The following is a 14,214-nucleotide window of genomic DNA, read 5'->3' on the forward strand; positions in this document are numbered from 1 at the left end:
AGAGACGATCTTGGGGCGTGTGGTCCGGCGAGCAAGGACAGCGCCATCTCGTCACCTGCCGTTAGCTCTCAGCTTTTCGTGGTGTATTTCACATTGAGTAGATCTTCGACTGGCAGGATCATTGCACCTTTGTCCTTGTCGCCATGTCCCTGCCGCAGGGCGTTCTGATAGATGGCCGTAGCGGCAGCGGTCAGCGGCAGCGGATACGCTCCCTCCGCTCCGACTGCCGCGACGCTGACGAGATCCTTGTATGCCTTGCCCAGCGGGTAGCCTTCATCAAACAGGCGTTTGAGGATACGCGGCACGAAATACTCGGAGGCGTAACTGCGGCTCGTTCCGGTTGTCACGACTTCCGCAAACTTGTCTGGATCCAGCTCCATTGAGATTGCGATAGGCAAGATCTCTGCCAGGGCGGCAATGTTGATGTCATAAATGACGTTATTGAACGTTTTGGTTAGCTGGCCCGAACCTGCAGGCCCCATGTGCAGAACCGTCTTTCCCATTCGGTCGAGATAGCTTTGTGCAGCCTCAAACGTGGTCACATCACCACCGCACATGATGGTAAGGGTGCCGGCGGCAGCGCCTGCAGGGGCGCCGGATACCGGGGCGTCGAGGAACTTGATGCCCTGATCCGCCAGTCGATGGCCGATCTCCAGCGATTTTCCGTGCGCGGTGGTGCTGAGATCAACGACGGTTGCATCTGAAGCGAGGTAACTGGCTACACCGTCCTCACCAAACAGAACGTCTTCGACAACATCACCGTCTGGCAAACACAGAAAAAGGAACTGGACGTCCTGAAAATCCGAATTGATGGTTGTAGCGCGCACGTGCGGATCACCATCGAATTCGGAAAAGCGGGAGGCGTCGATATCGAGAACGACCAGCTGCTGCTCCTCCGAAGACCTCTTGCAAGCAAGATGCTTTGCCATCGACAGGCCCATTGCGCCAAGTCCGATGAAACCCAGTTTCTGTGTCATACTTACACTCCATTATATGACGATACGGGCGAGCCGATCTGTTCACCTGGCTGTTTACAGTTGGCTGGCTGCAGATACGGTGAGAGACTGAAGCTTTCAGATTCGTCGCGGATGAAACCCGCGACGCCTCGGCGCATGGCGGCTCGCCAGCAGAAAATCTCAGCGATGTCTGCTTGCCGAGCTGCGCTTTTGCCCTTTCCTTACGACTTGCCGTCCGCTCGCAGGAAGTCGAAATCGCAACCCTCTTCTGCCTGAAGAACGGTGTTGAGATAAAGGTTCATATAGCCTCGCTTGGCCCCTTCATGCACCGGTGCGGTGAAGGATTTTCGGCGCTCGGCGAGTGTGGCCTCGTCCACCAGAAGTTCGATCCGGCGCTCACTGACGTTCAGCTCGATCATGTCACCGTCACGCACCAGCCCGAGCGGGCCGCCAATGGCGGCTTCAGGAGAGATATGCAGGACGATCGTGCCGCTGGCAGTGCCGCTCATGCGTGCGTCGGAGATGCGAACCATGTCCTTGACCCCTCGCTCGGCAAGCTTGCGGGGGATCGGGATATAGCCTGCTTCGGGCATTCCCGGCGCACCCTTCGGGCCGGCGTTCTGCAGGACGATGACGTCATTGGCCTCGACATCCAGATCGGGATCATCAAGCCGTGTCGCCATGTCTTCGAGCGACGAGAAGACGACTGCCCGACCGCGATGGTTGAGAAGATCGGGGCTTGCCGCAGACTGTTTGATGATGGCGCCGCCAGGAGCAAGGTTGCCGCGCAGTACAGCCATGCCACCCTGAGGGTAAAGCGGTGCCTTGGCCGAGGCGACGATATCCTGCTTCCACGCGGGCCGGGCGGCCTCAAGCTCCTCGCCCAGGGTCCGTCCCGTCACGGTGAGGCAGTCTAGGTTGAGATGCGGGCGCAGTTCACGAAGGATTGTTGTAAGGCCGCCGGCATCGTGCAGATCCTCCATATAATTCTGACCAGAAGGCTTTAGATCGACCAGGACTGACACCTGCCTGCTGAGATTATCGAATTCAGTTAGGTCAATCGGGATGCCGAGACGACCGGCGACTGCGGTCAGGTGAATGATCGCATTCGTCGAACCGCCAATGGCCAGCAGCACGATGAGCGCGTTGCGGAATGCTTCCGGCGTCATGATCTTCTCAGGGGTGCGGCGGGTCGCAGCGAGCTCAACGGCGCACTGCCCCGTCGACTCTGCGATACGCCGACGGTCTGCAGAAACTGCTGGCGGCGTTGCGCCACCGGGAAGCATCATGCCCAGCGCTTCAGTTACCAGGGCCATTGTGCTGGCGGTGCCCATCACGCCACAGGTTCCGCCGCCCGGCACCAGCTGGTTGTTCACCTCAGCGATTTCAGTGTCATCGATCTCGGCTGCCCGGTAGCGTCCCCAGAAGCGGCGACAATCGGTGCAGGCGCCGACCCGCTCACCACGATGGCTGCCAGTCAGCATCGGACCGGTAACAAGCTGAACCGCCGGCACGCCGGCGCTTGCGGCCCCCATCAGCTGTGCAGGTACAGTTTTGTCGCAACCGCCGATCAGCACCACCGCATCCATCGGCTGAGCTCGAATGAGCTCCTCGGTGTCGATGGACATGAGGTTGCGGAGATACATGCTGGTTGGATGAGAAAACGCCTCATGAATCGAGATCGTGGGAAAGGGGATGGGCAATCCGCCCGATAGCATGACACCGCGTTTGACTGCCTCGATCAGGTCCGGGACGTTCGCGTGGCAGGCGTTGTAGCCGCTTGAGGTGTTGACGATGCCGATAATGGGGCGGTCGAGCGCATCGTCGCTATACCCCATGCCCTTGATGAACGCCTTGCGCAGGAACAGCGAGAACCCGGAATCGCCATAGTTCGTAAGCCCTTTACGCATACCTTTTTGAGCAGATGTCATGATACTCCCTTAGCGGCAACAGGATTGTTAACAATATATTTGACAACATCGTCACTGCTTGTCTACCCTAATTTTCAGCGCCGGGGAGAGGCGTTGGTCCAAAGGGAGACATTTCGATGAATCGACAATTTCGAATTCGCACGATGGTTTGTGCTGCGGCGTTGCTGGCAGCTGGGGCTGCCGCAGCTGAGGAGCCGTTCTACAGCCCGGGCGACCGTGTGACGGTACTAATGGGGTTTTCGCCGGGGGGTGGATCCGACGTTCTTGCGCAGTTGGTACAGCCCTATCTGGCCGAAGCTCTTGGTGGAGCGCATTTCGTGAACCAGTATCAGCCGGGCGCCACCGGGGCCATCGCCTGGACGCAGCTGGCTCATCAGGTGAAACCTGACGGCGCGACGATCGCGATCGTGAATACGCCGATGCTGACGACGAACTACATCATGAACGACGCGATCAGCTACTCCATCGCTGATCTCGAGTTCATTGCCAATGTCGTCACCGATCCGGGACTGGCGGTAGTGGCTGCTGACAGCCCGTACCAGACGTTCGAAGACCTGATTGCGGCTGCGCGCGCCAATCCATCGACCATCACGGTGGCCAATTCCGGGCTTGGGGGCGATGACTTTTTCACGTCTATCGCAATCGAGAACAGCGCTGATGTAAAGTTCCAGAAAGTCCCCTTCAAAGGTGACGGTCCTTCGTGGACGGCCGCTATGGGCGGGAAAGTCGACGTTAGCTTCAACAATCTCGGCATTACCTACCCGCAGATCGTCGAGGGCAACCTTCGCCCCCTCGTCGTCTTCACTGAAGAGCGTCTGCCCCAGCTGCCTGACGTGCCGACGGCGAAGGAGTTGGGCTACGATGTCAGTGGCGGCTCTTCCCGCGGCTACGGCATTCCCAAAGGGTTCCCGAAAGAGGCGCGCGAGCAGCTGATCGAAGCGTTCCGGACCATCATGCAGGATCCGGAGTTTCTTGCCGCTGCTGAAAAGCAGGCAATGACGCTCGACCCCATGTTTGGCGATGACTTCACGGCATTCCTTCAGGCGCAGGAGGCCGAGTACGCCGAAATCTGGGCATCCGTGCAGGAGCAGAGACAGTAGGCAGGCCCTGCTCGCTTTCACGGGGCTCCTGGCCCCGTGAAAGCTCCAATCAAAACGGTTCAAGGGAATTGCCATGGCGCGCGCGCTGGTTGTTTTCGCGATTATCGGCATCGCGACCTACATGCTGATTGCTGCAGAGAGTTATCCTCCTGAAGCACGCTACCTTCCTCAGCTGCTCGCCTCTGTCACGATCATTTTCGGGGTGCTGGGCCTGGCGCAGTCTGTGCCTGCAATCTGGCGTGAAAGGGGTGGTTCAGCACAACCGCAGCAGCGGGCGGGGCCGCGCTGGCGAGCGGTCGGGGTTGGCGTGGCCTTCGTGCTGCTCATCGCAGCCTATATCAGCTCGATCAGGTGGCTGGGCTATCTCGTGGCGACACCTTTGATGCTGTTCTTACCGCTGGCAATACTCCGGCCCGTTGGCCCGGTCGGTATCGCTGCAACCGTTCTCTCTGTGACCGGGATGATCTGGGTTCTGTTTATCTGGTTCCTGGAACTGCCAGTTCCGCTCTTCCCAAGCGTCTGAGGAGAAAGAAAGATGACAGATACAGCCGTTCTGACCGGGCTCCTCAATGTTCTGGAACCAGTCAACCTGCTTGCCATTACCGTTGGTGTGATGATTGGCCTGACAGTTGGGTCGATGCCCGGTCTCTCGGCCACGATGGCCATTGCGCTGCTGTTGCCGATGACATTTTCGATGGATGTGAGTACCGGCATTTCCATGCTGGCCTCACTTTACCTCGCTGCGATGTATGGCGGATCAATCGCCGCGATCCTGTTGCGCACGCCGGGAACACCTTCCGCCGCCGCGACGGTGGTCGATGGTTATCCAATGGCGCAGCGTGGACAGGCAGGCAAGGCTCTCGGCCTGTCCCTGACGGCATCGCTGATTGGTGGCGTCATGTCATCCGTCGCACTGCTTACGATCGCGCCACTGCTGGGCAAGGTCGTTTTGAATTTCGGCCCGGTGGAGATCTTTGCCGTCTCGGTCCTGGGCATTACGATGATCGGGTCGCTGTCACAGGGCTCAACCACGCTCGGATTGCTCGCCGGAGCCATGGGGCTCCTGCTCGGTACTGTCGGTATGGACCCGACGACTGGCACGGCGCGTTTCACGTTCAACCAGCTGAACCTTTTTGGCGGTATCCCCTTTACCGTTGCTTTGATAGGCCTGTTCTCCGTTCCACAAGCCATCCAGTTGATCACCAAGCCCGGCAATGACGGGTCCGAGCGCGTTTCCAAGATCACTGATCGGATGCTGCCGTCTCTACGCGAGCTCTTCGCGCTGCTGCCGAACAGCCTGCGCTCTGGAGCAATCGGTATCGTCACCGGCCTGATTCCGGGCACTGGCGGCGATACCGCGTCATGGTTCGCCTATAACGAGGCTAAACGCTTTTCTCCAGACAAAGAGAATTTCGGCAAAGGCGAACCAGCTGGTGTCGTCGCCCCCGAGGCCGCCAACAACGCAGTTGTCGGTGGCGCATTGGTGCCAACCATCGCCCTTGGCATTCCAGGCTCTTCAGCCACGGCAGTTCTGATGGGTGGCCTGATGGTGCATGGCATTCTGCCCGGACCGAACCTCCTCAGTGAGCATGGAGAGGTGACTTATACGCTTCTCTGGGCGGTGCTGATGGCAAATGTCGCGCTGTTCGTGGTCGGCATCCTGTTCACACGCATCTGTGTCACCGTCACGCGGATCCCCGACCGTGTTCTTGCTCCGGTCATCATCGTCATGTCCGTAATCGGTGCTTTCGCCATCAACAATTCTTTCTTCGATGTCTGGCTGATGCTCGGCTTTGGCCTGCTCGGATGGATCTTCAACGAGGTTGGCATCCCGACCCCGCCGCTGGTGATCGGTCTCATTCTCGGTCCGGTCATGGACAACAGTCTGCAGCAGAGCCTGCTGATCGGGCAGGGTGAATGGACCGTCTTCCTCAGGAGCCCGATTGCTGCGATACTGCTGGTTATCGCGATGCTCTCGATCTTGCAGTCGACTCCCGTTCTGGGTCGCACACTCGCACGGCTCAAGACGCTTGCGGGCGGCAAGCCAGCGTCGACCGAATAGCTGGATGAAAGGAATTTTCTGGTTGGAAGCAGGAACAACGATGCAAGGATTGGCTAGCGACTTCTCCCGTGACGTGGACCTGTCCGCGTCGCCGAACGTCTCAAACGCCTCGTTGATAGAGGCTGTTACTGCGCAGCTTGAGGAAGACATTGTCTTCGGGGTGCTGCAGCCTAGAGAGCGTATCGTTGAGGAAGATCAAAGTGAGCGGCTTGGCGTCAAGCGTCACATCGTCCGCAGCGCGCTGATGGAGCTCGAGCGGCTGGAACTGGTGGAGCGCGTGCGCAACCGCGGCACCATGGTCAAAATGTTCGCGGCACGCGAGGTGGAGGAACTGCATCTCACCCGCGAGCTGCTGGAGTGTCACGCCGCATCCCTGATCCCATTGCCACTTCCAGAGGAAGCGCTCGACAATCTCTCGGCGCTGCAAGAACAGCACGCGGCTGCGGTTCGTGATGGCGACCTGCGCGGGGCCTTCCGCAGCAATCTGGTTTTTCATGAAGCGCTGTTTTCTCTATGCAGCAACAAGGTGCTTTTCCAGACCATTCGGGGATTGGCTCAGAAGTCTCACGGTTACCGTTCTGTTCTGATCAAGGATAAAGAGAATCTCAACTGGGCCGCGCAGGCTCACTTTGAGATGGTCGAGGCTCTCCGGGCGCAGGATCGCGAAACGCTGATCCGTCTTTGCCGCGAGCACCTTGAGCCTTGCAAAAAACACTACATAAGAATGTGGAATATGCGGTTCGGATAAGATCAGGGCGGATTTTTCAGCTCTGTCACGAAATGTGACGGTGCTGGTTTTGAAAGGTTCCGCCTGATGTTTGGGGGATTGATCGGATGCGGCGTCTGGTGCGCCGATTGTCCTGAGAGAACGTGGGTTGGCAGCATCCGCTGGGGCGGACCGGTTCTGCAAGCTGTTTTCCTCAATCACAGGCGATGATTGCCGCTCGGCTGCTTAAACTGCCATCAATGACAACATATTCCGGTCGGCAATGACGCTTCGGCCTCTTGCGGATGAACTGCCCGGAAGCGAGTCGAAGTGTAAAGAATTGTATTATAGTAATGGTGTTTTCACGCCATTGTGCAATTTTATTTTTTTCATTCAATTGTTTTTTCTATTGGAGGGTTTGGTTTTGAAAATGAAATTAATAAATAATCATAATTCAATTGTGTTTTTACAAAGCATAGATTCATAGATAAATATCCAATTAATAATTCAGCTTTGAATGCCGAAAACGGCGGACCTTTCCAAGTTTGATTGGTGCGCGCCTACTCGTCTGAACGATCTCTATCACACACTCCAGATACGAACTGATCCGCCGAGCAACGTTTCTCCGGCGGGTTGATCTCTAACAACCAAAAAACACACCGCATCGTGTGTGTATAAGAAACACCAAGGGGAACAAGATGTTGGATATCGCAACTGCCGGCCGATTGGCGCTTTGCCTTACGCTCGGATCTCCGGTTATCGCCCATGCTCAGCAGGCGGTGCCTCCAATCGAAATTCTGACGACCACGGAAGCCTATGATCCGATCCGCTATGAGGGCGCCTACATCATTGCCGATGCCTGGCGGGAGTTGGGGCTGGACGTCACGGTTTCTCCGACAGAGTTCTCAACCCTGCTGAACAAGTTTTACGATCAGCAGGATTTCTCCGTGGTTATCGCCGGCTGGTCTGGTCGAGTGGCTCGCCTGGATCCGCAGTTCTTTCTCGGCACTCTTTACAGCGAGAACGCGGTAATGGGCGCCAACAACCCCGGTGGTTATGAGAACGCAGAGTACGACCGGCTGTTTGAGCAGCAATCCAGGGAGTTTGATCAGGCAAAACGGCAGGAGATTGTCCACCGCTTGCAAGAAATCGCCGCGCCTGACGCCCCGTTGGTGGTCCTCTTTCAACGCGATGAAGTCGTCGCGTATAACAATAAAACCTTTGAGAACATGAATGCCATGCCCGGCGAAGCCCTCTATTCCGAGTGGGTCCCGATGCAGGCAAAGCCACTTACCGAGCGAAAGACCCTGCGCTACGGCGGGCCACAGTCGCCTGATAACATCAATCCCATGCTCGCCAACACGGTATGGGCCTGGAAATGGATGCGGCTGTACTATGACCGTCTTGTTCGCCTGACGCCTGAAGTTGAGGCGCAGAACTGGATGGCTGAATCCATTACCAGCGTTGACGAGACGACAATTGAGGTCAAGCTGCGTGAAGGGCTTACCTTCCACGACGGTGAGCCTGTCACTGCCGAAGACGTGAAATTCTCATTCGACTATCTGGTCGGTTCGGACTACGGCTATTTCAACAGCTATCTGACCGCGCTGGATACTGTGGAGGTCATTGATCCGCTGACAGTTCGTTTCAATCTGAGCGAGCCTTCCGCGCCTTTCACGTCGATTACGCTTAGCCAGATTTCGATCCTGCCCAAGCACATCTGGGAAAAGATCGAAAACCCGATGGAGTTGGCCCCGGCCGACATCCCCACTGTTGGCTCGGGGCCGTTCAAATTCAACCAGTATTCGCCGGGTGAGTTCATGAAGCTCGACAAGAACCCGGATCACTTCCATGCGGATGAAATCGCGGTCGATGCGATCGAATTTCAGATTTTTGCCGACAGCGAAGGCGTCTTCACGGCCATTCAGACCGGCCAGATTGACGTAACCGCCTGGCGCATGGAGGCGGGGCAGATCCCCTTGGCCGAGGAGAACACGGACCTGAATGTCGTGTCGGTGCCGGACTTTGGCTATTATCACCTGACCTACAATCTGAGAGAGCCACATTTCGATGATGTTGAGTTCAGGCGTGCACTAACCCAGGCGGTCGATCGCGAACGCATCGTCAACGTGCTTTTGGATGGGCGAGGCGAGGTTGGATCCGGCGTGATCGCTCCGGTGAACAGCTTCTGGCACAACCCGTTCACGGAACGGTTCGAACATGATCCAGAGGCGGCTCGGGCCGCACTGGAAGCTGCTGGCTACACGTGGTCTGACGACGGAAAACTCCAGAAGTAAGCGCAATCACTCCATTGTTCCGCCATGGCGTTCCGGCCATGGCGGTCTCTCACGCTTGCAGGATTTCCCATGCACAGCCGCGGCTATCTTTTACGTCGCTTTCTACAGGCGCTTCTGGCCCTGTTCATTATCGCGACTCTCTTGTTCTTTCTGTTTCGTGTGGGGTTACCTGACCCGACAACGGCTCTGGTATCCGAGGGGCTAAACCCCGAGCAGCGTGCGCAGGTTCGCCAACAATTCGGCTTGGATAAGCCCTTGTGGCAGCAATATATGATCTTCCTGCAGAATGCCGCTACCGGCGACTTCGGAATGTCATTCCACTACCGCGCGCCGGTTGCGGAGATCATCTGGGAGCGGCTGGGCAACACGCTGGTTCTGATGCTGGCGGCGATCTTTCTTGCCTATGGAGTGGGCGTGCCGTTGGGCGCCTGGCTGTCCTGGCGACGCGGGACCAGCGCGGATTCTCTCGGTATTTTCCTGGGGCTGATGTTCCGCTCAGCCCCGATGTTCTGGACGGGCATGATCGCGATCCTCGTGTTCGGCGTCTGGCTTGAATGGTTGCCGACATCGGGGATGCGCACGCTTCCATATGAAGCGACGGGCTTTTGGGACAAAATCCTGACTCTGGATTTCCTGCACCACCTCATACTGCCGGCGATGATCGTGGCGCTCTTCTATCTGGGCTCCCCTCTGCTGATCATGCGCAACACCATGCTTGAGGTCTATGGAGAAGACTTCATCGAGATGGCGCGCGCAAAGGGACTGCGGGAACGTACGGTGCTGTATCGCCACGCGGCCCGCAATGCGCTCCTCCCGGTGGTGACACAGCTTGCAGTCACCATCGGACTTGCCGCCGGCGGGCAGGTCGTTGTGGAGGTGGTCTTCTCGTGGCCTGGCCTGGGGCGCGAAATACTCAACGCCGTGCGCACGTCTGATTTTCCGCTGGCGCAGGCCTGCTTCCTCATCATGGCGGCTTTCGTGGTGTTTCTGAATCTGTTGGTCGACATCCTCTATTCGACCCTTGATCCGAGGGTGCGACTGGCATGATGTCCCCGGCTCTGAGAGAGACTTTCGCTCCATTGCGGCTGATGATGCAGGACAGGCTGGCCGTTGTCGGTCTGTGCGTGCTCGGGCTGATCTTCGCCATGGCCGTATTCGCCCCGCTGATCGCACCGCAAGATCCTTTCGCCATCAACGAGGACGAGGATGGCTCCGTCCTGATGAAAAGCGATGAGGGCTGGGTGCTCCAGCCTTCCCTTGGTCATGTCGCATTAAACGATACGGCATCGCGTCCCGGTGAAGACCTGATTGTGGGGCGCGAGGGTAGCCTCTGGACTCGAAAAAACGGCGGTTGGTCGCGGACGGTTCTTCCGACCGAAGTCGATCTGTTCGGCGTCGATGTGACAGCATCCGGCGTCGCGCTGATTGTGGGTGAGCAGGGAACATTGCTGCTGCGCGAGGGGGAGAAATGGCAGTCTTTGCAGTCCCCCGCTCCAGTTACATTGCGCTCCGTCTCCTGGTTGGCCGATGATACGGCTTTGATTGTTGGTGACGAAGAGACGTTGTGGCTCTTTGCGCTTGCTGATCGAAGCCTGACCGCTGTTACCAGCCCGATCAACCGCGGGATGTCTCTGCGTGGGGTCGAGCGCGATGTCGATGGAACGGCATTGGTGGTGGGTGAGCGTGGGCTGGCTTTGCAATATGATCCGGTCAGCCAACAGGCAAAAATGCTGCGTCTTGGTACCAGCCGCGACCTCAACGATGTTCATGTTTCGCCGGCCGGGATAGCCCTGGCCATAGGTGAGCGCGGAACCCTGCTGCGTCGGGACGGTCCCAACGCTGATTGGGTCAGTGATCGCACGCCGGACAGGCGCGCGCTGATGTCAGGCTGGATCGGCGACGATGGCACTGGATATGCCGTGGGTCGCAATGGCATCGTGATGGAGCTTGTGCGCGGCGGGGAGTGGACGTTGGCAAACACCGAGTCCGAGCGGCATTTGCGGGCAATTCTTGTCACTGACGCTGATGCGCTGGCGCTGGGCTCCGACAGGTTTGTCATTCGCTTCTCGCCACCGTCACCACAGCACTGGTTCGGCACAGACCATCTGGGCCGTGACCTGTTCAGCCGCAATATCCATGGGGCAAGAATTGCGCTTTTGGTCGGCTTTCTTGGTGCTTTTCTGGTCATGCTGATTGGCACCAATGTCGGGCTTGTCGCAGGCTATTACGGGGGGCGTACGGACTCGATTCTGATGCGAACCGTGGACGTTATGTATGGCATTCCCTTCGAGCCCTTCGCCCTGATCCTGGTGCTATTGTTCAAGCCCAGTCTGCTGATCGTCATTCTCGCTGTTTCACTGCTTACATGGCGGACGACCGCACGATTGATCAGGGCTCAGGTGCTGAGTCTGCGCGAAAGGCCATTCGTGAAGGCGGCGCGTGTCGCGGGTGCGTCGGATCTGCGCATAATGTATTTGCACATCCTGCCAAATGTGATGCCGCTGGTGTTTCTGGAGCTTGCCATCACAGTCGGCGTGTCGATCATCGCCGAAGCCACGCTCTCGTTTCTCGGACTTGGACCGCCACAGTCGGTTTCATGGGGCGGTATTTTGCATGATGCACGGCTCTCTGGCGCCTGGCGAACCGCCTGGTGGTGGAACCTGCCGCCGGGACTGTTCATCATGTCAACGGTGCTGTCGGTCTTCTTCATCTCACGATCACTGGAAGTCGTCGCGAACCCGCGGCTGAGGGCACGAACATGAAGAATGACGACAAGCCGCTGTTGAATGTGCGCGATCTGGCGATCCAGTACGGCACGGGGAAAGGGCCGATCAAAGCCGTCGACGGCATCGATTTCACCATCCGGCCGGGTGAAGCCCTGGGGCTCGTTGGTGAATCCGGTTGCGGTAAGACGACTGCCGCCAAGGCGATACTGAAGCTGCTGCCGCCTAATGGAGAGATTGCTCGAGGACGCATAGATCTGGATGGTCGCGATCTCGCTCCTTTGCGCGGGGAGGCAATGCGCGCCGTGCGATGGAAGGAGATCGCCTGGATATCGCAGGCCGCAATGAATGCGCTGGATCCGGTTTACCGGGTCGGTGACCAGATCGTTGAGGCCATGCAAACGCATATCGCGATCAGTCGGGATGATGCTCTGAATCAGGCAGCTGAACTGTTTCGAGCCGTGGGCATAGACCCCTCGCGGTTGCGTGCCTATCCACATGAGATGTCGGGCGGCATGAAACAGCGGGCGGTCATCGCCATGGCAATGGCGCTTGGACCCAAACTGGTGATCGCGGATGAGCCCACCACCGCCTTGGATGTGGTGACGCAGGCTCAGATCCTTGCCCGGCTGGCGAAACTGCGCCGTGAGCGCGGGATGAGCCTGCTGTTCATTACTCATGACATTTCTGTCGTGGTGCAGACATGTGATCGGGTAGCGGTGATGTACGGGGGCAAGATCATGGAGATCGGCCCGGTGCGTGAAGTGTTCGGCGCGCCTTTCCATCCCTATACGATGGGCCTCACCAACGCATTTCCGACATTGGACGGCGCACAGAAAGAGCTGATCTCCATACCCGGCAATCCCCCGGATCTGTTGAGCCCGCCTGCCGGGTGCCGGTTCTCTGAGCGATGTCCTTTTGCCACCGAATTATGTCGCAACGAGATGCCGCCTCTTCATAAGATCGACGAGAGCCGTTCGGCCGCGTGTCATTATGTCGACCGGGTCCATGAATTTCGTGAGACTGCAGCGAACAATGAAACCTGGGAGGACGTGAGCCGTCGCTTTTGCGCTGAAGTAGAGAGGAAACCGTCTTCCGCGCGCGAAACCGTGAAAGGCGAGGTGCTGCGGGTCGAGAACCTTTCGCGCCATTTTGATGCGCCGTCAGGCTTCCTGGGCCCGGAACGCAAGGTTCATGCAGTCGATGGCATCAGTCTGAGTGTTCAGGCAGGCGAAATTCTGGGGCTCGCCGGGGAGTCAGGATCGGGCAAGACCACCACGGGAGAGGTTCTGGTCAAGTTGCAGGAACCGACCGCCGGTGTCATTGCGTCAGAGGGGGAGGATATTTCTGGTCTCAGTGGCGCAGCTCTCAAGGCATTCCGCCGCCGCGCGCAGATGGTGTTCCAGGATCCCTATCAAACGCTGAATCCCCGCTTCACTATCGCACAAATCGTGAGTGAACCACTGATCGTCCACAAACTTGCGAGAAAGGCCTCCGAGCGAAAGGCGCATGTCACAAATGCGCTGGAGCGCGCTGGCCTCAAACCAGCGGAGCTTTACCTGGAGCGCTTTCCGCATGAACTGTCCGGAGGGCAGCGGCAACGTGTGGCGATTGCGCGTGCAATCGTGCTGGAGCCCCGGATTATTGTCGCAGATGAACCAGTATCGATGCTGGATGTTTCTATCAGAGCCGGGGTTCTGAACCTGATGCGGCGGTTCCGCGACGAGATGGGTATCAGCTTTATTTATGTAAGCCACGACCTTCCAACAATTCGCTACGTTGCCGACCGTACCGCCATTATGTACCTGGGCCAGATCGTTGAGATTGGGCCGACCGAAAAGGTCATCCGTGAGCGCCGCCACCCCTACACACAATTGCTGATCGAGGCGTCGCCGGAACCCGATCCAGAGGTGACAAAGCCACCGTTGGAGGTCGCGGGTGAAATCCCGTCTGCGATCGATGTGCCTAATGGTTGTCGCTTCCACACCCGCTGTCCGCTGGCGACCGCAAGCTGCGGCTGGGAGGGGCGCGATGTGCTTTCAGCGCTTTCTGAGGAAGCGGTGCGCGATGGTGCAGCAAAGGAACGGCAGACGGCTGCTCTGGGAAAGATCACCCGAGAAGGGTTGGATCTTGTGGTCAGGGCACCGCAGGGTCTGGCCTCTGCACGTACTGCATTGTTGGCAGCGATGGAGGCGAAGCACGCATCGCTGGTAGAAGCGGCGCAGATTGTCGAAACTGGATCGGATCTGCGTGTCACCTTCGCTTCGCAGCCCCCTCCGGGACTTCGCGACCTTGGTGGCGGGCACGCGGCGGCGTGCGTCCTTCTTGACGAGGTTTAGAAGAGTGGGACTGCGCGGGGGTAAACCTTGCCCGGTGGTTCAGGTGGCTCTGGTGCAAATTTTTGGCTGCCGGCAGGAGGGCAGGGGAAGGTGTTGCCCT

10 protein-coding genes are annotated in these 14,214 nt (G+C 58.1%); 8 read left to right on the top strand and 2 right to left on the bottom strand.

The window, feature by feature from the left end; all coding sequences use genetic code 11:
- Positions 1 to 68: 68 nt before the first annotated feature.
- A complete protein-coding gene (locus DEJ54_RS20210; protein ID WP_113156572.1) occupies positions 69 to 977 on the bottom strand; it encodes an NAD(P)-dependent oxidoreductase in 909 nt (302 codons plus the stop codon).
- 200 nt (positions 978 to 1,177) lie between these two features.
- Entirely contained in the window at positions 1,178 to 2,887 is a 1,710-nt protein-coding gene (locus DEJ54_RS20215) for an IlvD/Edd family dehydratase (RefSeq protein WP_113156573.1), read from the bottom strand.
- A 116-nt stretch (positions 2,888 to 3,003) separates the two neighbouring features.
- On the opposite strand from DEJ54_RS20215, the gene DEJ54_RS20220 reads away from it, so the two are divergent.
- From DEJ54_RS20220 to DEJ54_RS20255, 8 genes are all read left to right on the top strand, one after another.
- Positions 3,004 to 3,987 (top strand): tripartite tricarboxylate transporter substrate binding protein, encoded by a 984-nt coding sequence (locus DEJ54_RS20220; RefSeq protein ID WP_113156574.1) that lies wholly within the window; start codon positions 3,004 to 3,006, stop codon positions 3,985 to 3,987.
- 73 nt (positions 3,988 to 4,060) lie between these two features.
- Positions 4,061 to 4,510 (top strand): tripartite tricarboxylate transporter TctB family protein, encoded by a 450-nt coding sequence (locus DEJ54_RS20225; RefSeq protein ID WP_113156575.1) that lies wholly within the window; start codon positions 4,061 to 4,063, stop codon positions 4,508 to 4,510.
- A 12-nt stretch (positions 4,511 to 4,522) separates the two neighbouring features.
- Positions 4,523 to 6,049, top strand: coding sequence for a tripartite tricarboxylate transporter permease (locus DEJ54_RS20230; protein ID WP_113156576.1), 1,527 nt, complete (start codon positions 4,523 to 4,525; stop codon positions 6,047 to 6,049).
- 4 nt (positions 6,050 to 6,053) lie between these two features.
- Positions 6,054 to 6,797, top strand: a complete 744-nt coding sequence (locus tag DEJ54_RS20235) for a GntR family transcriptional regulator (RefSeq protein WP_245447846.1) — start codon at positions 6,054 to 6,056, stop codon at positions 6,795 to 6,797.
- Positions 6,798 to 7,453: 656 nt separating this feature from the next.
- Complete coding sequence (locus tag DEJ54_RS20240; protein WP_113156578.1) at positions 7,454 to 9,052, top strand: ABC transporter substrate-binding protein; 1,599 nt, start codon at positions 7,454 to 7,456, stop codon at positions 9,050 to 9,052.
- Positions 9,053 to 9,121: 69 nt separating this feature from the next.
- A complete protein-coding gene (locus tag DEJ54_RS20245; RefSeq protein WP_113156579.1) occupies positions 9,122 to 10,099 on the top strand; it encodes an ABC transporter permease in 978 nt (325 codons plus the stop codon).
- Between the two features lie 41 nt (positions 10,100 to 10,140).
- Complete coding sequence (locus tag DEJ54_RS20250) at positions 10,141 to 11,814, top strand: ABC transporter permease subunit (protein ID WP_245447867.1); 1,674 nt, start codon at positions 10,141 to 10,143, stop codon at positions 11,812 to 11,814.
- The gene (locus DEJ54_RS20255) at positions 11,811 to 14,114 is read left to right on the top strand and encodes an ABC transporter ATP-binding protein (RefSeq protein WP_113156581.1); all 2,304 of its coding nucleotides are present in this window, start codon (positions 11,811 to 11,813) and stop codon (positions 14,112 to 14,114) included. The genes DEJ54_RS20250 and DEJ54_RS20255 overlap by 4 nt, the downstream gene beginning before the upstream one ends.
- The last annotated feature ends 100 nt before the right edge of the window (positions 14,115 to 14,214 follow it).

The sequence above is a fragment of the Nitratireductor sp. OM-1 genome, from assembly GCF_003296175.1.
Classification (GTDB): Bacteria; Pseudomonadota; Alphaproteobacteria; order Rhizobiales; family Rhizobiaceae; genus Nitratireductor; species Nitratireductor aquimarinus.